Origin of the sequence: Halosolutus gelatinilyticus (assembly GCF_023028105.1) — an archaeon.
GTDB classification, from domain to species: Archaea; Halobacteriota; Halobacteria; order Halobacteriales; family Natrialbaceae; genus Halosolutus; species Halosolutus gelatinilyticus.
Genome location: NZ_CP095491.1, coordinates 1,616,128 through 1,634,960, shown reverse-complemented (window position 1 = coordinate 1,634,960; position 18,833 = coordinate 1,616,128). Strand labels below are relative to the sequence as shown.

18 protein-coding genes are annotated in these 18,833 nt (G+C 66.4%); 12 read left to right on the top strand and 6 right to left on the bottom strand.

What is annotated here, in order from left to right; genetic code table 11:
* The first annotated feature begins 279 nt into the window (after positions 1 to 279).
* The 3 genes from hemL to MUH00_RS08135 all read left to right on the top strand — a co-directional run bounded on the left by hemL (position 280) and on the right by MUH00_RS08135 (position 3,300).
* Entirely contained in the window at positions 280 to 1,626 is a 1,347-nt protein-coding gene (hemL, locus tag MUH00_RS08145) for a glutamate-1-semialdehyde 2,1-aminomutase (RefSeq protein ID WP_247003599.1), read from the top strand.
* Positions 1,627 to 1,984: 358 nt separating this feature from the next.
* A complete protein-coding gene (locus MUH00_RS08140; protein WP_247003598.1) occupies positions 1,985 to 2,404 on the top strand; it encodes a hypothetical protein in 420 nt (139 codons plus the stop codon).
* 212 nt (positions 2,405 to 2,616) lie between these two features.
* Complete coding sequence (locus tag MUH00_RS08135) at positions 2,617 to 3,300, top strand: hypothetical protein (protein ID WP_247003597.1); 684 nt, start codon at positions 2,617 to 2,619, stop codon at positions 3,298 to 3,300.
* Positions 3,301 to 3,348: 48 nt separating this feature from the next.
* Here MUH00_RS08135 and MUH00_RS08130 read toward each other — a convergent pair whose 3' ends face one another.
* Positions 3,349 to 3,714: a group I truncated hemoglobin gene (locus MUH00_RS08130; protein WP_247003596.1), complete on the bottom strand. Its 366-nt coding sequence runs from the start codon at positions 3,712 to 3,714 to the stop codon at positions 3,349 to 3,351.
* 125 nt (positions 3,715 to 3,839) lie between these two features.
* Complete coding sequence (locus MUH00_RS08125) at positions 3,840 to 4,790, bottom strand: DMT family transporter (protein ID WP_247003595.1); 951 nt, start codon at positions 4,788 to 4,790, stop codon at positions 3,840 to 3,842.
* Positions 4,791 to 5,024: 234 nt separating this feature from the next.
* Here MUH00_RS08125 and hemC point away from each other — a divergent pair, with 234 nt between their 5' ends.
* From hemC to recJ, 5 genes are all read left to right on the top strand, one after another.
* Positions 5,025 to 6,227, top strand: a complete 1,203-nt coding sequence (gene hemC, locus MUH00_RS08120) for a hydroxymethylbilane synthase (RefSeq protein ID WP_247003594.1) — start codon at positions 5,025 to 5,027, stop codon at positions 6,225 to 6,227.
* Positions 6,217 to 7,050 (top strand): uroporphyrinogen-III C-methyltransferase, encoded by an 834-nt coding sequence (gene cobA, locus MUH00_RS08115; protein ID WP_247003593.1) that lies wholly within the window; start codon positions 6,217 to 6,219, stop codon positions 7,048 to 7,050. The genes hemC and cobA overlap by 11 nt, the downstream gene beginning before the upstream one ends.
* Positions 7,051 to 7,056: 6 nt before the next feature.
* Positions 7,057 to 7,818 carry a uroporphyrinogen-III synthase gene (locus MUH00_RS08110; protein ID WP_247003592.1) on the top strand — a complete coding sequence of 254 codons (762 nt, stop codon included), beginning with the start codon at positions 7,057 to 7,059 and terminating at the stop codon, positions 7,816 to 7,818.
* Between the two features lie 234 nt (positions 7,819 to 8,052).
* Positions 8,053 to 8,412, top strand: a complete 360-nt coding sequence (locus tag MUH00_RS08105; protein ID WP_247003591.1) for a hypothetical protein — start codon at positions 8,053 to 8,055, stop codon at positions 8,410 to 8,412.
* A gap of 208 nt (positions 8,413 to 8,620) precedes the next feature.
* Complete coding sequence (gene recJ / locus MUH00_RS08100; RefSeq protein ID WP_247003590.1) at positions 8,621 to 10,117, top strand: RecJ family nuclease; 1,497 nt, start codon at positions 8,621 to 8,623, stop codon at positions 10,115 to 10,117.
* A gap of 8 nt (positions 10,118 to 10,125) precedes the next feature.
* Here recJ and MUH00_RS08095 read toward each other — a convergent pair whose 3' ends face one another.
* Together MUH00_RS08095 and MUH00_RS08090 are read right to left on the bottom strand one after the other, a co-directional pair.
* A complete protein-coding gene (locus MUH00_RS08095; RefSeq protein WP_247003589.1) occupies positions 10,126 to 10,878 on the bottom strand; it encodes a PHP-associated domain-containing protein in 753 nt (250 codons plus the stop codon).
* A 1,214-nt stretch (positions 10,879 to 12,092) separates the two neighbouring features.
* On the bottom strand, positions 12,093 to 12,476 hold the full coding sequence (locus tag MUH00_RS08090) for a hypothetical protein (protein WP_247003588.1): 384 nt from the start codon (positions 12,474 to 12,476) through the stop codon (positions 12,093 to 12,095).
* 160 nt (positions 12,477 to 12,636) lie between these two features.
* Between MUH00_RS08090 and MUH00_RS08085 the strand changes: the two genes are divergently transcribed.
* Together MUH00_RS08085 and MUH00_RS08080 are read left to right on the top strand one after the other, a co-directional pair.
* The gene (locus tag MUH00_RS08085; RefSeq protein ID WP_247003587.1) at positions 12,637 to 12,954 is read left to right on the top strand and encodes a DUF5783 family protein; all 318 of its coding nucleotides are present in this window, start codon (positions 12,637 to 12,639) and stop codon (positions 12,952 to 12,954) included.
* 82 nt (positions 12,955 to 13,036) lie between these two features.
* Entirely contained in the window at positions 13,037 to 13,396 is a 360-nt protein-coding gene (locus tag MUH00_RS08080; protein ID WP_247003586.1) for a NifU family protein, read from the top strand.
* Positions 13,397 to 13,587: 191 nt separating this feature from the next.
* On the opposite strand, the gene MUH00_RS08075 is transcribed toward MUH00_RS08080, so the two are convergent.
* The gene (locus MUH00_RS08075; protein WP_247003585.1) at positions 13,588 to 14,508 is read right to left on the bottom strand and encodes a ketopantoate reductase family protein; all 921 of its coding nucleotides are present in this window, start codon (positions 14,506 to 14,508) and stop codon (positions 13,588 to 13,590) included.
* Positions 14,509 to 15,150: 642 nt separating this feature from the next.
* Here MUH00_RS08075 and MUH00_RS08070 point away from each other — a divergent pair.
* Both MUH00_RS08070 and MUH00_RS08065 read left to right on the top strand, forming a co-directional pair.
* Positions 15,151 to 16,059 (top strand): alpha/beta fold hydrolase, encoded by a 909-nt coding sequence (locus MUH00_RS08070; RefSeq protein WP_247003584.1) that lies wholly within the window; start codon positions 15,151 to 15,153, stop codon positions 16,057 to 16,059.
* Positions 16,060 to 16,612: 553 nt separating this feature from the next.
* Positions 16,613 to 17,809 (top strand): midas domain-containing protein, encoded by a 1,197-nt coding sequence (locus tag MUH00_RS08065; RefSeq protein WP_247003583.1) that lies wholly within the window; start codon positions 16,613 to 16,615, stop codon positions 17,807 to 17,809.
* A gap of 221 nt (positions 17,810 to 18,030) precedes the next feature.
* Here MUH00_RS08065 and MUH00_RS08060 read toward each other — a convergent pair whose 3' ends face one another.
* A complete protein-coding gene (locus MUH00_RS08060) occupies positions 18,031 to 18,822 on the bottom strand; it encodes a S26 family signal peptidase (RefSeq protein WP_247003582.1) in 792 nt (263 codons plus the stop codon).
* Between the last annotated feature and the right edge of the window lie 11 nt (positions 18,823 to 18,833).

Below are 18,833 nucleotides of genomic sequence, written 5' to 3'. Positions count from 1 at the left end.
GCCCACAGCGCCAGCCCCTTTCATTCCCACCCGTGTCGGCTGACCGAGATGCCACCGTGGGTGGGAATGAAAGGGGCTGCCGGCTCCGGGAAGACGGGCGCTGCTAGCACGCGACCGAAGGGAGCGCGCGCAGCAAGCCCCTCGACCGGAGCCGGCAGGGGCTTTCGTGGAGCTCGTGGAAGCCAAACCAATCCTGCGGTAGAATCGGGACATAACTCGGTTTCCTGATAGCGATCGAACCTCGGTACTACTTTGCCGTCCGATCGCAAAGGGCCGGATATGAACGACGAGAACTCGCGCGACCTCTACGATCGGGCGCTGTCGGTGCTCCCCGGCGGCGTCAACTCCGCGGTGCGCGCGGCGATCGAACCGTATCCCTTCTTCGTGCGGAAGGGCGACGGCGGCCACGTCATCGACGCCGACGGGAACCGGTACGTCGACTGGGTGATGGGACTCGGGCCGCTGCTGCTGGGCCACGACCTGCCGGAGCCGGTCGGGGCGGCGATCCAGCGGAAGGCGAGCGAGGGGCCGATGTACGGGACGCCGACCGAGATCGAGGTCGACCTCGCGGAGTTCGTCGTCCGCCACGTGCCGAGCGTCGAGAAGATCCGGTTCGTCAACTCGGGGACGGAGGCGACCGTCTCCGCCGTGCGACTCGCCCGCGGGTACACGGGTCGGAACAAGATCGTCGTCATGCAGGGCGGCTACCACGGCGCCCAGGAGTCGACGCTGGTCGAGGGCGACGCCGAGAACCCGACACCCTCGTCCGCCGGCATCCCGCAGTCGTTCGCCGAGCACACCCTCCCGGTGCCGTTCAACGACGAGACGGCGATCCGGGAGGTGTTCGAGGAGCACGGGGACGACGTCGCGGCCGTCCTCACCGAACCCATCCTGGGGAACTACGGCATCGTCTACCCGGAGGACGGCTACCACGAGTTCCTCCGCGAGATCACCGAGGAACACGGCTCGCTGCTGATCTTCGACGAGGTCATCACGGGCTTCCGCGTCGGCGGCCTGGGCTGCGCCCAGAGCGAGTTCGGCGTCACGCCCGACCTGACGACGTTCGGCAAGATCGTCGGCGGCGGCTTCCCGGTCGGCGCGATCGGCGGCCGCGCCGAGATCGTCGAACAGTTCGCGCCCTCGGGCGACGTCTTCCAGGCCGGCACCTTCTCCGGTCATCCCGTCACGATGGCCGCGGGCCTCGAAACGCTGCAGTTCGCCGCCGAGAACGACGTCTACGATCACGTCGACGGCCTCGGCGACGACCTCCGGCGCGGGCTGACCGAGATCGTCGCCGACCAGGCGCCGAGTTACACCGTCACCGGAACGGCGAGCATGTTCAAGGTGATCTTCACCCGCGAAGGACCGGGGCCCGGATCGCTGGACGAACAGTGCGAAGCGGGGTGTCGGCAGAACCCGACCTGTCCGCGCTACGACTACTGCCCGAAGAACGGCGCCGACGTGAAAAACGCCGAGACCGATCGCTGGCGCCGCGTCTTCTGGGGGAAGATGCGCGAGCGGGGGATCTTCCTCTCGCAGAACCAGTTCGAGTGCCAGTTCGTCAGCTACGCCCACACCGAGGAGGACGTCGAGCAGACGCTCGAAGCGTACAAAGAGGCGCTATAGACGGTCCTTCCGTCGCGCGGTTGCGATCGCGTCCGAACGCGAGCACGGGGGCTGACCCGACTTGCTCGCGATCGACGGCGGACTCGAGGCTCGCCGCGAGTCCGAACGGATGGAACGAGGGAAGTGAAAACCGGAGATCGACTTTCAGCCCCTCTTCCAATCGATCAGTGGTTATATGCAATCGTGTGATGAGGTTTACACTATGTTGAAACGCCGTGGACTGTGCGCTTGTTTGTGTTCCGTTTTCACGGTAGGATGTGCCGGTACTAGAGACGAGGACACTACCGGTAGAAGTGAAAATCAAACTAGCGGTACGGGTGAGCAAGAGGGGGCGACCGCCGACGCTCTGCCCGACAAAATGACGGTGGAGGTGTCAGTAAAACATGAATCTGAGAGCGGGTTACTGGTAACTGGAAAACCGGTTCGATCAGTGATAGACGATCGTGGACACGGTAGTGTGAAATTCTACTTCGAGAATATGTCCGAATCGATCATAAAACGTGACGACCAGGGATTTTTACCGGATGTAATCAGACTATCGCGGGATAATGACAGTTCAGAAACGATACTGGAATACGACGGGGACGAGAATAGCGACGACCGTGTGACCGGGATTCACTCTACCGAGTCGATCACGGAACAGTATATTCTCTATATAATGCACTCCATGCTAGGAGACGCATTTACAACTACCGAAAATATTAGCTACTACGCTGACGGCGAGGAGCACAAAGACGAGATAGATATCGAGATCCGCGTTGAAAATGCGGATAATTGATCGCGCTGTGGATACCTTGAGAGCGCCGGAAAACGTCCGAATAAGAGGTAAATTGACGCACGTTACCAAACATCGATTCGACTAAGTAGAGTTAGGAGAGCCGACACTGTATTCCGATTATCTACGACCGACCGTAGAACGGCGACAAACGGAAGACGGAATCGCCAAAAGCGATACATGAAACGTTCCCGATCGAAATGACACGGTAATCGATGGCCCCGCTGTCGACGAGCGTCGAGACGTTCGACTGGGCGCGTCTCATCGAGCGACTGTGCTTCGGCATTCCGCCGGTGGTCGGCGTCGGCCTCATCGGTGTCCTCCGGGAGACGGAACCCGGCGTCCCCTACCTCGAGCGAGGATTGGTCCTCGTCGGGACGTTCGGCTACACGGCGCTGACGCTCGCGCTCGCGATCGCGCTCTTTTTCGACGCCAGTCGCGTGCGCCGTCGCGGCGGCGTCAGCAGCCACTGGACGCCGAGCCCGTGGCTCAACGCCGCGTTCGCGATCGTCTGGGCGCCGGCCGCGGGGGTGTTCTACCTCTACCGACGGCACAAGCGCTTCGGGACGCGACCGGGCTGGTCGGGCTGGTGGCTCGTCGTCGCGGTCTCGCTCGCGACGACCGTGCTCGGGATCGCCATCGCGATCGTCGCGTACGCCCTCGCGCTGCCGGGGCTGCTTTCGACGGCCGTCGGGACCGCCGGCGCGATCGCCTTCGGCGCGTTCCCGATCGCGATCCACCAGGACGCCGCGTACGTCTGCATCCAGGGACAGGGGTGGCGACCGAATCCGGGGCTGTACCTCGGACTCGCGTTCCTCAGTCTCGTCGTGGCGCCGCTGCAGCCGATCGTCGCGGGCTACTACCTCCTGCGGCGGCGCAAGGCGATCGGGACGCCGTGAGGCGTCGATCGGTCGCCGAAGAGCGGACGGCCAGACGCGAATCCGGAATCAGTCGGCCGCGGTGACGATGTCGTCTTCGTATCCGGCGACCGCCTCCATCACGGCCGCCCGATCGGCCTCGTCGACGTCGAACTCGACGAGCGTCTCCTCGAGGTGGGTCGCGATCACGTCGAAGTCCGACGGGGTGATCTCGAGGTGCTCGTGGGCCGACTCCATGTCGGCGCCCGAGTACTCGACCGGGCCGTCCGCGACCGAACTGAGGAACTGGGTCTGGTGGGCGCGCTGGTCCTGCATGTCGAGGTCCTCGAAGAAGTGGGCGACCCGGTCGTCTTCGAGCAGCCGGCCGTAGAATCGATCGACGACCGCGGCGATGGCGTCCTCGCCGCCGAGCCGATCGTAGAGCGTTTCGCTCATCGGGACAGTGTACAGAAGTAACGTGGATAAAAACCGGGGCGAATTCCCGAGAACTGGGAGGGCGATCCTCTCGGTGGTGAATCGCCCGGTCCGGTGACGGCGGAGTTCGACGGCAGAGAGCGATCCTATCGTCCGTCTCGTCGGTTCGAGTCGCCGGTTTCGGTCGCGGGGGAGCCGCGTCGTGCGAGCTCGGTACGAATCGCGTCGCGCTTGACCAGGACGAACCCGCAGACGATGACGCCGAAGCCGGCGACGGTGCGCGCCGCGACCGGTTCGCCGAGGACCGCCCAGCCGCCGATCGCGGCGAAGACCGGCGCGGCGTACCCGATCAGGTTGATCTCGACCGCGCCGATCCGGTCCAGAAGTTCGAAGTAGAGCAAGTAGCCGACGACGCCGGCGACGAGGGCCAGGTACGCGAGACCGAAGAGCGCCGATCTCGTCCACTCGATCGCCGCGAACCCGGGGAGCGGGAGCGCGATCGCCGCGAGGTGCAACAGCGGCGCCCCGACGAGCATCATCCACGCCTGCATCGATCGCACGGGGAGAGCGGTGCGATAGCGGCGCGTCAGAACCGCCCCGAGAGCGAACGCGGCGGCCGACAGGAAAACGAGCAGGACGCCGTACAGCGTCCCCGTTCCCGTTCCGGCGAGCGTCGGATTCGCGACGATCACGACGCCGAGCAGCCCCAGACAGAGGCCGAGTGCACCGACCCGATCGAGTCGCTCGTCCGCGAGCAACGGCCACGCGAACCCGGCGGCGAGCACCGGATCGAGACTCATGACGACGCTCGCGACGGCGCTCGTGACGTACTGCTGGCCCGCGAACAGCAGCGCGTGGTGGACGGCGACGAACAGCGTCCCCCCGAGGACGACGACGCGCCACTCGCCGATCGTTTCGGGGTACCACCGATCGGTGGTGGCGATCGCGTACGCGAGCGTGGCGACGGCTACGATATCGAACCGAAGGGCCGCAAGCGGGACGGGCGGGATATGCGGCAACGCGGCCCGCGCGGCGACGAACGACAACCCCCAGATGGCTGCGAGCAGGACGAACAGGCCCGCGGTACCGTATCGCATACGCACCGCCAACGCGACGGGACCCGATAATAGTTCTCATCGTGTTGATACGTATCAACACGACCTTCGGTCGCACTCGCCGACGGCGTCGATCGCTGGCGCGGTCCGCCGACGTGGCCCGATCGACGGGCCGATCGGACGGCGCGACGACGAGCGGGACTCGGCGATCGACCCGCCGACCCGGCCCGCCGGACAAGCGTGCGCTTTTCATACCCGAGGCGACCACTACCGCCTATGAGAACGCGCGGGACGTTGCGACTGGCGACACGGGGGTCCGCACTCGCCCGACGGCAGGCCGCACTCGTGAAGGAGGCCCTGGAGGACCGGCGCTACGAGGTCGAACTCGTGACCGTCGAGACGACGGGCGACCAGATCAGAGACGAGTTGATCCACCGTCTCGGCAAGACCGGGGCATTCGTCCGTGAACTCGACGAACGCGTCCTCGACGGGGACGTCGACGGAGCGATCCACTCGATGAAAGATATGCCGACCGAACAGCCGCGGGAACTCGTGACCGCCGCGGTCCCGGAGCGGGGACGGCCCGGGGACGTGCTCGTCACGCCCGACGGGACGACGCTCGAAGACCTTCCGGAGGGTGCTACCGTCGGCACCTCCAGTCTGCGGCGTCGCGCCCAATTGCTCTCCGAGCGCCCGGACCTCGAGGTCGAACCGCTCCGCGGGAACGTCGATACCCGTCTGGAGAAACTGCTCGCTCCCGCGCTGCAGGCGGAACACCAGGAGCGGAGCGAGGCCGACAAAGAGCGGAAAGGGAACGCCGGCCGCGAGGCGCAAAGCGCCTCGGATAGTGCGAGCGGGCAAAGCCCGCGAGCAGACGAGGACTTCGAACCCGAGTACGATCGCACCGTCGACGAGTGGTTCGACGGCCTCTCGGAGCTCGAAAAGCAGGCGCTCGGCCGCGAGGTCGAGACCGAGTACGACGCGATCGTGCTCGCGCAGGCGGGCCTCGAACGCAGCGGCCTCGCTCACTACGTCGACCCTCAAGAGCTGCCCGTCCAGACGTTCGTCCCCGCGCCGGGACAGGGGGCGCTCGCGGTGACCGCGACGGACGGCGAAACCGCCCGCGAAATCCAGTCCGTAATCGACCACCCGCGGAGCCGCGTCGAGACGACGGTCGAGCGCACCCTCCTCGCGGAACTCGGCGGCGGCTGTATCGCCCCGATCGGCATCTACGCCGTCGTCCAGGGCGAGTACGTCCACGCCACCGTCCAGGCGTTCGATCGCGACGGCGAGGAATCGGTCCAGGCGAGTCGCGACCTGCCGATCGAGACCCACGCCGACGCCGCCCGCGAGTTCGCCGCCGATCTGGCCGATCGCGGGGCCGCCGACCTGATCGAGCGCGCCCGCGAGGAGGCCGAAGACGAGGACGAGGAGGTCGGCCCCGGCGGCCCCGTCGGAGGGGAAGTCGATGAAGCGTGACGACGCGGAGTCCGCGGAACCGCGGGCGGGCACCGTCTACCTCGTCGGTAGCGGCCCCGGCGATCCCGACCTGCTGACGGTCAAAGCGAAACGACTGCTCGAGACGGCTGACGTCGTTCTCCACGACAAGCTTCCCGGCCCCGAGATTATCGATCGACTCCCCGAGGATCGCCGCGAGGACGTGGGCAAGCGCGCCGGCGGCGAGCGCACGCCCCAGTCCGAGATCAACGATCGACTGGTCGAACTCGCACGCGACGGGAACGACGTCGTCCGGCTGAAGGGGGGCGACTCGTTCGTTTTCGGCCGCGGCGGCGAAGAAGCCGAGCACCTCGCGGCCCACGAGGTACCCTTCGAGGTCGTCCCTGCAGTGACGTCCGCGATCGCCGCGCCCGCCGTCGCCGGCATCCCGGTCACCCACCGCGACCACGCCTCCTCGGTCTCGTTCGTCACCGGTCACGAGGATCCCACCAAGGCGGAGTCCGCCGTCGACTGGGAGGCCCTGGCCGCGACCGGCGGCACGATCGTCGTCCTGATGGGGGTCGGTCGCCTGCCGGACTACACCCGGGCTCTGCGAGAGGCCGGGATGTCCCCCGAAACGCCGGTCGCGCTCGTCGAACGCGGCACCTGGCCGGACCAGCGGGTCGCCACCGGCACCCTGGAAACGATCGTCGACGTCCGCGACGAGGCGGGCATCTCGCCGCCGGCCGTGACGGTGATCGGCGATGTCGCCGGCACCCGCGAGTCGATCGTCGAGTTCCTCGAAAACGACTACGGTGGCGCGAGCGACGGTGCTGCAGACGACGGCGCCGCGGGCGGGAGGTAGCGATCGATGAACGACGACACACCCACGGTCGCCGTCTTCCGCCCGAACGACGATCGCCTCGACGCGGCCGTCGACCTGCTCGAATCCCTCGGCGCGGAGCCCGTGGCGGATCCCATGCTGGCCGTCGAACCGACCGACGCGACGCCGCGAACCGACGCGGACTACGTCGTCCTCACGAGCAAGACCGGCGCGGGGCTCGTCGCCGATGCGGGCTGGGACCCCGACGACGCGATCGTCTGCGCGATCGGCCCGGCGACGGCCGACGCCCTCCGCGACGTCGGCTACGCGGTCGACCTCGTCCCCGAGGAGTTCACGTCGAGCGGCCTCGTCGCGGCGCTGAGAGACGAAGCGCGCATCGACGGCGCGCGTGTGGAAGTCGCCCGCAGCGATCACGGCAGCCCCGTCCTGCTCGACGGCCTCGCGGACGCCGGCGCGTACGTCCACGAGACGGTCCTCTACCGACTCGTACGGCCAGAGGGAAGCGGCGAGTCCGCGGAGCTGGCCGCCGACGGCGCGCTCGACGCCGCCTGCTTCACCTCGTCGCTGACCGTCGAGCACTTCCTCGAGGCCGCCGCGGCGCGCGGCGTCCGTCAGGATGCGCTCGCCGGCCTCCGAGACGCCACGGTCGGCGCGATCGGCGACCCGACCAGAGGGACCGCCGAGTCGCAGGGAATCGGCGTCGATGTCGTCCCCGAGGCGGCGACGTTCGAGGCGCTGGCCCGGGGAACGATCGACGCGCTTCGATCGGCCGACGGATCGGGGCGCTGACGCCGCAGTTCCGCGGCGCCGGCGTCCGCCGGTGGCTCGCCCTCGTCGTCTTTCGACCGACACGAACGTCAGTTCCACCGCGCGTAGGGTGACCGTCCGCTCGAAAACCGGCGACGCGGGAGACGGCGACCCGGTCCGCTCGCCGGACGTGCGAACGCGCGACCAGCCGACCTCGGACGCCACATGCGGTAGCAAGGCGATCGTTATTCCCACATAGAGCCGTCTAGACGACCGATGTCAGCGACATCCGATCTTCCGATCAGGCTGGACCCGCCGGGATCCGCCAGTTTGCGCGCGACGTTTCTCGCGCTCTGGTTCGTCGACGCGATCGCCGCGACCCTCTTTTTCGTCGTACCGTACGCGTCAGAACTCAACCCCGTCACCGTCCTCTTCTACCAGGCGTTCGGCCTGCCCGGCGTTCCGCTCGCGGCGGCCTGCTACGCCGCAATCGTGATCGCGATCGGCAACCTCCTCTCGAACCCGCTGGACGTTCGGTTCGTGGCCGCGATGATCGGCATCTATGCCCTGCTCGTGACGAACAACGTCCTGTTGCTCCTCTTCCGGAATTCGGTGCCCCAGCTCTTCGGGCTGTGACGCGGACGCGTCACGCCGAAGCGTATCGCCACCGATCTCGGGATGCGCGCGATTTACGCGACGTGCTCGAACCGGATCGGCTCGACACCTGCCGATACGACGGCGAGTTCCCGCGCTGACAGTCTTCGCGTCGCATCCGTCCGTTCGCGTTCCGTCGACGTTCTCGGTATCCGCAGGTTTATCCCCGAAGCCGACCCAACGATCGCCTATGGCTGGCCCGGTTCCCGAACTCGCCGATCGCGCGGTCGCTTGCGCACGGCGGCTGTGCGAGGCCGAGCGCGTCTTGCTCGCCTCCCACATCGACGCCGACGGACTGACGAGCGCCGCGATCGCCGCCCGGGCGCTCGAACGCGCGGGAATCCCCTTCGAGACGGTCTTCGAGAAGCAACTCGACGAGGAGGCGATCGGGGCGATCGCCGACACCGGCTACGAGACGGTGCTCTTTACGGACTTCGGGAGCGGACAACTCGACAGCATCGGCGAGCGCGAGGACGCGGGCGCGTTCACGCCCGTGATCGCCGACCACCACCAGCCGGCCGACCGCGACACGGAGTACCACCTCAACCCCTTACTCTTCGGGATCAACGGCGCCTCCGAGCTCTCCGGCGCCGGCGCGAGTTACGTCCTCGCGCGGGCAGTAGCGGAGGTCACGGACGGCGCCGACATCGATCGATCGACGGTCGCAGCCGACGGCGGGGCCGCGACGGCAGCGACGGGAACAGGAACCGACGCCCGCGCGGACAACCGCGATCTGGCCGCCCTCGCCGTCGTGGGCGCCGTCGGCGACATGCAGGCGTCCGGCGGCGAGCTTCACGGTGCGAACGCGAAGATCGTCGACGAAGGCGTCGAGGCCGGCGTCCTCGAGACCGGGAGGGACCTCGCGCTCTACGGGAAACAGACCCGGCCGCTTCCCAAGCTGCTCGAGTACGCCACGGACGTCCGCATTCCGGGCATCTCGAACGACCAGCAGGGCGCGCTCCGATTCCTCGACGGCCTCGATCTCGAGTTGAAACGCGACGGGGAGTGGCGCCGCTGGTCCGGCCTCACGAACGAGGAGAAGCGGATCGTCGTCAGCGCGCTCGTCAAACGTGCCGTCTCGAGCGGCGTCCCGGCGAGCAAGATCGACGGCCTCGTCGGCACGGCTTACGTCCTGAGCGAGGAGCCGATCGGCACCGAGCTCCGGGACGCAAGCGAGTTCTCGACCCTGCTCAACGCGACCGCCCGCTACGAGCGGGCCGACGTCGGTCTCGGGGTGTGCCTCGGGGATCGCGACGAGGCGCTCGGTCGCGCGCGCACGCTCTTGCGGAACCACCGGCGCAACCTCTCCGCGGGGATCGACTTCGTCACGCAGGAAGGCGTCACCCACGAGGAGCACCTCCAGTGGGTCCACGCGGGCGACCACATCCGCGAGACCATCGTCGGCATCGTCGCCGGGATGGCGATGGGCAACGATGGCATCAGCCGGTCGAAGCCGATCGTCGCCTTCGCGGACAAGAACGAGGACGAGGTCAAGGTCTCGGCTCGCGGCACCCACGGACTCGTCCGGCGAGGGCTCGACCTCTCGACGGTCATGGGGGACGCCTCCCGCGCCGTCGGGGGCGACGGCGGCGGTCACGACGTCGCCGCCGGTGCGACGGTCCCGAGCGGTCGAGAAGCGGAGTTCGTCGAACGCGCCGACGCGATCGTCGGCGACCAACTGTCCTGACCGCGACGCTACGATCGATCCATCGACGCGGGCACCGTCGGCACCAGCGGCGCCCGCGAGGTGACCAGATAGGTCGACTTTCGAACCGCGCCCTTGGCGTACTGCACCGTGCTCTTGTGGATCGGCGTTCGCTTCCCGCGGATCTGCGTTCGACCTTCGAGGATGGCGTCGACGAGTTCGTCGCCGTCGATGTCCGCCTTGGTCGGGCTTCGGCCGTCCGGCGACACGACGATTTCCGTGTAGGCGCGGCCGACGTTCGGCAGGTAGTGGGCGTCGCTGGCGCCGATTTCGGGGTAGCCGCGGCGGCGGGCGAACGTGCGGGCGCGGCGGTTCCGATAGCCCGTGAACACCATCGAGTTGTAGGTCTCGATCGCGTCGGCGTCCGCGATGTGGCGTTTGCGGACGCCGTGGCGGCTGCGCTGGAAGGGGTGCGGGACGATAGCGATCCCGCCCAGTTCGCGGACGCGCTCGACCGTCCGCATGAACGGCTGTCCGGGATCGGGGCGTTCCTCGACGCCGATCGCGAGCAGGTGACCGTGTCGGGTCGAGACCTCGACGCCCGGAATGCCGAGCAGTCCGTATTCGGGGGCGAGGTTGGCGGCGCGGAGGGATTCGTCGATCTCGTCGTGGTCGGTAATGACGACGCCGTCGAGACCGATGTCGGCGGCGTGTTCGAGAATGAGTTCGATCGGTTCGTGGCCGTCGTACGAGTCGTCCGAGTGGACGTGAAAGTCGATGGCCAGGGAGAGCTGAGATGTCATAGGCCCGTTAGCGCTGGTTCCAGTATACTTGCGATGACGGCATAAGCCCTCCGCAATGGAGAACTACTCGCGGGAAGCATCATCTTCCAGACGCTCTCGATTCTGGGAAATCGACCGGTCGACGCCGAACGGACGGCGAATCGCCGATCCATTCGAAACGGGAGGCGCTGTGAGAAGCGACGATCGAGGGTGCGTTCCGGATCGACCGCGGCGCGATCGGGACCACGGCGATTCGGGGCGAGAGCTATCGGAGCCACGACCCGATCGGCGAACGGTGCCGAAATTCATATCGTAATATATGATTTACGACCGCCGCCATCCGCGCTGTTCGAAGCCACGCCGAAAAGAGAACAGTAATCCGAGTTTTCGAGGGATGAGCGGCCGCAGCTTGGGCCGTCTCTCGGAGCGTTCCGCTTTCGCACACCTCACTGCCAGCCGTCGAGCGATCGCCGGCCGCAGCCGACGCAGACGAATCTCCGGAGTGATCCTGTCCGAACGCACCAGTCCGCGCGAAGCACGTTCGGCGCCGTCACAAAATCCCGACGAGGGTTCGCTGCTCCTCGGACGGAGTCCGATGACCGCGATTCAGCGTACCGGTCCCGTCGACCCACACGGCGATGAAACACGGAGTGGGGCGGTCACGAACCTACGGCATCTCCACCGCCCTCTGCACGGTTCACCGTCCACGCAGCTTCGCCACCGCGACCGACGATCGCGACGTCCCGCCGACGCGAGCTACAGAGGCCCGAGGTCGAGACGAGTACCGGTCCGCGCCGTGCAGGGGTAGCTCCAGGTATCCGGCCCGCGATCGGTCCGGGACGAATGCCGAACCGACGCAGTATCGAAGAGATCGGCCGGGGACGGTCGCGACGGTGACGGTCGGCGCGTTGAACGTGCTGAGTGCCGGGGATACTGTCCGCGACGGTCGACGGAGATGCACCGCTTGCGGGGTCCGCTCGAGGTTTCGACGTCGTTGACGGCCTACATCCGGTCGATCGGAACGGGTGGTAGCACCGAAGGTGTACGGGTACGATCTCGGATCGACGACGTCCCGCCGCGGTCGACACGTCGTTCGCACGGCCTGGAGAACCACGTCGAAGACGAATCCGAACGCGGTATCGGCGATAGTCCGGCTCGCCGCGGACCATACACTGGTTACTGCTATACGAAATACACCAGTTGTCGATCAGCCGACGTCGACTGCCCCGGCCGAACTAGTGCGTTCGGCCGGTCGGAACGAAGTCCGCGAGCGAGACGTTCTCGAGTACGTTTCTGACTTCGACCGGGTCGGTCGGTTCCTCGACGAACTCGTGAACGCGGCGCATGCACTCGAGCAGCCCATCGACCGCGGCGTGGCGGGTCGAAACGTGGCCGATCGACTCGGTGATCGATCGATCGGAGAGCGAGTAGCGGTACCGAAGCTCCCAGTACCGATTCAGGCCGAGTCGCGGGTGAGAGCCGTCCGCGGCGGTGCGGTCCGCGAGGAGTTCGATCGCCAGCCGGCTGTGACGGTAGGCGAAGCAATCGCCACAGAGCTCGGCGGGGCCCCACCCCGGCGGAAGCGCTTCCTGTGGAATGGGGGGCTGATCGGGATTCATCGTATCCGAGGTGGGCGGTGACGAGGGGTGGTGGTTCGGCTTGCGTGCTCATCCTCCGTATGTAGGACACCCCTACCAGGTAACGCGAAGAGACTGTTCAGCGACAGCGAAACGGACCCCGATCGTCCCACTTTTGTCCCCGCTCGCGCTCGTATCGACCATGGCCGACTTCGACCCCGAGAAGTTCGAGGACAAGTACGCGAACTACTTCCCCGAACTCCAGCAGGCGTACAAGAACGCGTTCAACCGAATGAACGACCGGTACGACTCCCAGCTCGTCCACGCGATCGACCAGCAGGTGTTAAACGAGAGCGAACCGTTCTACGAGGGCGACGGGGAGTTTCGCGTCGAACTGCCGGCGGAGCCGTACGAGCGCCTTTCCGGCGTCGTCGTCGACGAGGAACGGTTCGAGACGGTTCTCGAACGGCACGTCGAAGAGATCGAAACGGAGCTCCGGCGGGTGTTCGGGTTCGCCTGACCGGGCTCGGCCGAGCGTCGGCTCCCGGCGAGCGAACGTCGCGGACGGAAGGTTTAGGGGTGCTGGTACCCAACGGGTTTCTATGAGCACCGAGACCCAGAACGACGGGGACGATCTCGAAGAGCGCGTCGCGAACTTTCTGCGACGGAACTTCCCCCAGATTCAAATGCACGGGGGCAGCGCGGCGATCCAGGACCTCGACCGCGAAACCGGCGAGGTCTCGATCGCACTCGGCGGCGCCTGCAGCGGCTGCGGGATCTCGCCGATGACGATTCAGGCGATCAAGAGTCGGATGGTCAAGGAGATTCCCGAGATCGAGAAGGTCAACGCCACTACCGGCATGGACGGCGGCGGCGACATGGGCGGGATGAGCCCCTCCTTCCCCGGTGAAACCGTCGATGACGACGCCGAACCCGACGAAGGTCCGGAAGCCCCGTTCTAGGCCGACGGCCGAGTCGCGCTTTTTCGCACGCCGCACGGACGCCAGTCACAACTGGCACCCTCGATCGACAGCGAACGAACCGATTCTACCGGTGTTCCCGGTTTCTATCGCCAGTTCGAAGGCGACCGGCTCGTCGACGACCTTCGAGAGTGCGTCGAAACGCGCGGAAACGATCGTCGCGTACGCGGACATTACCGGAGTCCGCGCTCCCGTTCCCAGGCCCGCAGCAGCATCGACAGCGTCCGATTCGTCGGCACCGCCAGGCCGCGCGCCGACGCGCGGTCGACGACGTAGCCGTTGATCGCGTCGACCTCGGTTCGTCGCTCCGCGCGGACGTCCTGAAGCATCGACGACTCGTTGGCCGCCGTCGCGGCGGCCACGTCTTCCATCGCGGCGAGCGCCCGGCGGTTCGAGAGCGTTACGCCGGTCGCGCGGGCGACCCGCGCCGTCTCACGGGTCGCCGATCGGGCGAGTTCGTTCGCGTCGGCTTCGAGGACGGCCCCGTTCCGAATTCGCGTCAGGGCCGTCACGGCGTTGATGCCGGCGTTCACCGCGAGTTTTTCCCACAGCCGCAGCGGCATGTCGTCGGCGACAACCGTCTCGAGCCCGGCGCCGGCGAAGGCCTCGCCGACTCGATCGGCGAGCGACGATCGGCCGCCCTCTCGCGGCCCGAGGACAATCTCGCCGACGCCCGTCCGCTCGACGACGCCGGGTTCGCGGAGGATCGCGCCGTACGAGGCGGTCCCGGCGAGAACCGGACAGTCGAGGCGGGATGCGAGCGTTTCCTCGTTTCCCATCCCATTTTGCAGGGAAAGGACCGCCTCAAACGTCCCGGTGGCGAGCGTTCGGGCGGCCGCCGCAGCATCGAACGCCTTGACGGTCACGACCACCAACTCGGTGTCGAGGTGCGTGCCGTCTCCGATCGCCCGAAGGTTGACGCGCTCGGGGCCGTCTCGGTCGATCCGTCCGCGGACGCCCTCGATTCGCAGGCCATCCGCTCGAACGGCCCGAACGTGGTCCTCGCGTCCGACGAGCGTGACGTCGTGTTCGCGCGCGAGGAGCCCGCCGACGAGACTGCCGAGGCTGCCGGCGCCGAAGACGACGATATCCATGGTCGACTCTTCGGACGACCGGTACTACAGTCGCTCGGTTCGACCGAGTGGCGGATCCGATCGAAGCGGATCAGTGCTGGCCGTGATAGGATCGACGGCGAAGAAGTCCTCCGAGTGATCGGACCGTATTCGATCGATCGCCACCCCGATCGTTCGGACGATGGGTTCTCGCGCCCCGTACTGGAAGATCCGCGTTCCCGATCTATTGACGAGGCCGCCCGTAACGGAGACCGACGACGGAGCGACGGCGCGGGAGACCGTCGCCTCGTACCCTATCGAGAGCGATGTTTGGGGTGATAAACTGTTTTGTGCTATACTGAACCCCAGCGAAATCGGTTCGCTGACGGATTGTGAGGTCTCGAGGGGCCGATCGAAGCGGAAAGAGCAGCCGAGGCGGGCCGGCACGATCGGATTCGATCACGCATACAGCGGTTCGCAGTCGCAGATCTAGTCGAAAGGGCTATGCTCCACCTCTCCCGAGAGGCGAAGCGTGACAGTCGATACCGCCGACTCTCGATCCGAACGCGGCGATCCGATCGGACGCCGGCTTCGTCCTCCCCGTCGGCGTTCCGGGGTAGCTCGCGACGGGATTTCGGGGTTCGATCCCGTCGCCGTATCCGTTCTCACGCGCGGTGCGCGATCGTGACGGGGACCGGCGTCGCCACCGTCGGAAACTGTCGGATCGCGTATCGACGGGCCGGGACGGCCGGTCCGCCGATCGTCCTGCTCCACGGCGCGGGCGTCGACGACGCGACGGTGTCGTGGCGACACACCGTCGATGCTCTCGCGGACGAGTACCGAGTCTACGCGCCCGACTGGCCCGGGTACGGCGAGAGCACCGGCCCGATCGAGCACACGATCGACGCCTACGTCGACGTCCTCGACGGGTTTCTGGCCGCGCTTCCGTTCGATCGCGTCTCGCTCGTCGGAATCTCCATGGGTGGCGGCGCAGCCCTCGGCTACGCGCTCGCCAATCCCGATCGCGTCGATCGGCTCGTGCTCGTCAACAGCTACGGATTGGGCGGGCGACTCCCGGCGGCCCTCCCCTGGAAACACCTCACGCAGGTGCCCGGCGCCGCCGAGTACGGGAAGATCGCGTGTAGCGCGTCGAATCGAACCGTTCGGCTCGTCCTGGAGGGCCTCGTCGCCGACGCGACCGACCTCTCTGTCGAGTTCGTCGACGACGTCAGAGAGAAGCTCGCAACCCCGGGCTCGCTTCGGGCGTTCACGGCGTTTCAGCGCAACGAACTCTCGTTCAGCGGTCGGGCCGCGACCAACTTCGTCGACGATCTCGACTCCCTCGCGGTGCCGACGGCGCTCGTTCACGGCAGACGGGATCCGCTCGTTCCGGTCGAGTGGTCGATCCGGGCGGCGCGACGGATTCCGGACGCTCAACTCGAACTGCTCGACGCCTGCGGACACTGGGCGCCGCGGGAGCGACCGCGGCGGTTCAACGAGCGACTCCGGGACTGGTTGCCGGAGAGTCGGCGCGTCTCGACGCCCAGCTATCCGAACGGCGAAATTCCGGGTCTCGGCGAAACGAGCGACTGATCGGACCGCGAACGCATCGGGCCGCGGGCGCGAGCGACGGTCGTCAGCGCTGCGTTCGGCGACGATCGGCAGGGAGGCCGCGACCGACGGAACGCGCCGTTCGACCCCGTGAATACGGCCCAGCGCGAGGCGTACCGAATTCGTGCGGGCGTTCTCGGTTGGATCGAGAGACACTCCAGCGAGCGGACGATTTCAGGATTATATGTCAGTACACCACCCGTTCGGTACCGTTCAAGGACGAGTGACAGTTTCTCCAAGGGAAAATTGATAGATTCACCGGTGCGCCCGTCGCGGCACCATTCATACATTATTCAACTCGTCCGGTGCGGACGGTAGAACACCGGACAACTGCAAGCGAAAGCGTTGTTCCAGTGCGGAATCATCCGGATAAGACCGTAGCGATCGTTTCGAACCGCCGGACGCGAATCGGCTCGAGGACGGCGGGTGAACCGAATGTTACGCACTCTTCAGCTGTTCTAACACTGGTTTTCCCTGAGACAATCTTGTAACAGTCACTTCGCTTTAATCCGCATTTCGGTGTAGCAGAGGAGGCATGGTTTCACGACCGCACAAACTTGGCGTCGCCTTCGTTGCGCTGTTCGTCGTACTGGCAGGGGGTCCCGCCCTTGCCGGAGCGGCGACGGCGACGAACGACGACGCCGGAGACACGAGCGCGACACTCGAAGGGGTACAGGTCGGTACACTGGAACTCGATAACGTGACAGTCGAGAACGCGACGATCGAGGAGCTGAACGTGCAGACTCTCGACGCGGACGTCGAGCAGCTCCAGCAGGAACTCGACGGGGCTGACAACGCCACCGAAGACGGCAACGCCACTGACGGCGAGGCGACCGAAGACAACGCGACCGCCGGCGAAGAGGTGACGATCTCGGACGTTCAGATCGAGTCGCTCGAACTCGAAGACGTCTCGGTCGAGGAACTCGATCTCGGTGACAACGCGACCGACGACGGCGGCCTCGGCATGGACGGCAACGCAACCGAGGATAACGCCACCGACGATAACGAAACCGAAGACAACGCCTCCGCGAGCGGGCAGAACCTGATCGACGAAGGCGCGTCGGAGGTTACCGTCCAGGAACTCACCATCGAGACGATGGACGTCGAGGAGCTGACGATCGAGGAGCTGTCCGTCGGTGAAGACACCGAGGACGGAGACGGCCTCGACACCGAGGACGACAACGCTACCGAGGACGACAACCTGACCACCGAGGATAACGAGACCGACGACAACGCCACCGAAGACGACGGTCTCGCCACCGACGACAACGAAACCGGTGACAGCGAACCCGGCAACGCCACGGGCGCAGAAGAGATCGAGGAACTCACGGTCGAGCAGTTCGACGTCGACGAGATCACCGTCGCGTCGATGACCGTCGACTCCGTCGAGGAAGGCGACGGCGCCGAGGGCGGAGACGGCCTCGACACCGAGGATAACGCCACCGAAGACGAGACGGACGGCCAAACCGTCTCGGAAGTGTCCGCATCGTCGATCGACATCGGTAACGCGACCGCCGACACCCTGATGTTCGGCGACGCATCGGAACTCGAAGAGGTCGAAACGACCGACGGGACCGAAGACGACGGGCTGACAACCGACGACAACGAAACCGAGGATAACGAGACCGACGATAACGCCACTGAAGACGACGGTCTCACCGCCGACGATAACACCACCGACGACAACGCCACTGACGACAACGAAACCGAAGACGAGGGCGACGGGATGTAGCTCGCTCCCTCCAAGCTCGCCGGATCGTCCGGCATCGAACGCCGCGATCGGCGTTCGGCGCGACGATCGGTCCGGCGCGAGGCGTTTTTTGCGGCGACGGAGACAACCACCGGCGAGCGGCGGCACCGGACCGAGCGCCTGCTGATCGCGCGGTAGCCGACGTGCGGGTCGTCCGTTCTCCGTTCCCGCTCGCTGGCACCGGGACGATCGTTTTCGGGCGTTTAGAACCGCCGTCCGAAACTGGAGCGGATCCCGATCGAAGCACCGGCGACCGTGAGTCCCGTAAGGACGGGGACGGAGACGAGAACCGAGTCCACCGCGAGCCGAACGTATCCGAGCCACGGGATTCTGAACAGCGCCTTCCCGGTGATCCACCCGGGGGCGACGACGGTCGTGCGCGCACCGCCGCCGGCCTGATCGTACCTGAGGTTCGCATCGCCCTTGGTGATGAAACCGGCGTGTGGCGCCGGGCAGTAGGTCACGTCGTCGCAGTCGACGTTCCCGCCGAGGTACTCCTGGTTCGCCTTGGTGTCGACCCAGTTTTCGCCGTCGTCGACCCAGAAGTGCGCCCGATGGATGATCGGCGTCGCAGTCCGATCGCCACCGGGGGCAAAGACGATCACGTCGCCGGTGCCGCCGAACCGACCATCACTGCTGTCGGCAGCACTGGACTTCGTCACGACGCCGGTGTCGGCGACCGTCCCGGCCCCCTCGAATCGATGCTGATCGACGACGAAAACCAGGTCACCCGTGTTCATATTCGGTTCCATGCTCGGGCTCTCGACGGCAACGAACGGCGGCCAGACGCCGCTCACGGCGAACAGAAGGAGGCCGACGACGGCGACGACCGCCGCGATCGAGACCACGTCCCGCATCAGGACCGCGGTGTCGTCGTCGGACCGTAACAGCCACCGACCGATACCGTCGTCTTCGATCGTTACTGGGGCATCGCCGGTAGAAACGCCGTCGCTCGTATCGTCGTCGCTCGACGCCGGCGAATCGGAATCCGTCATCGTAGGATCGT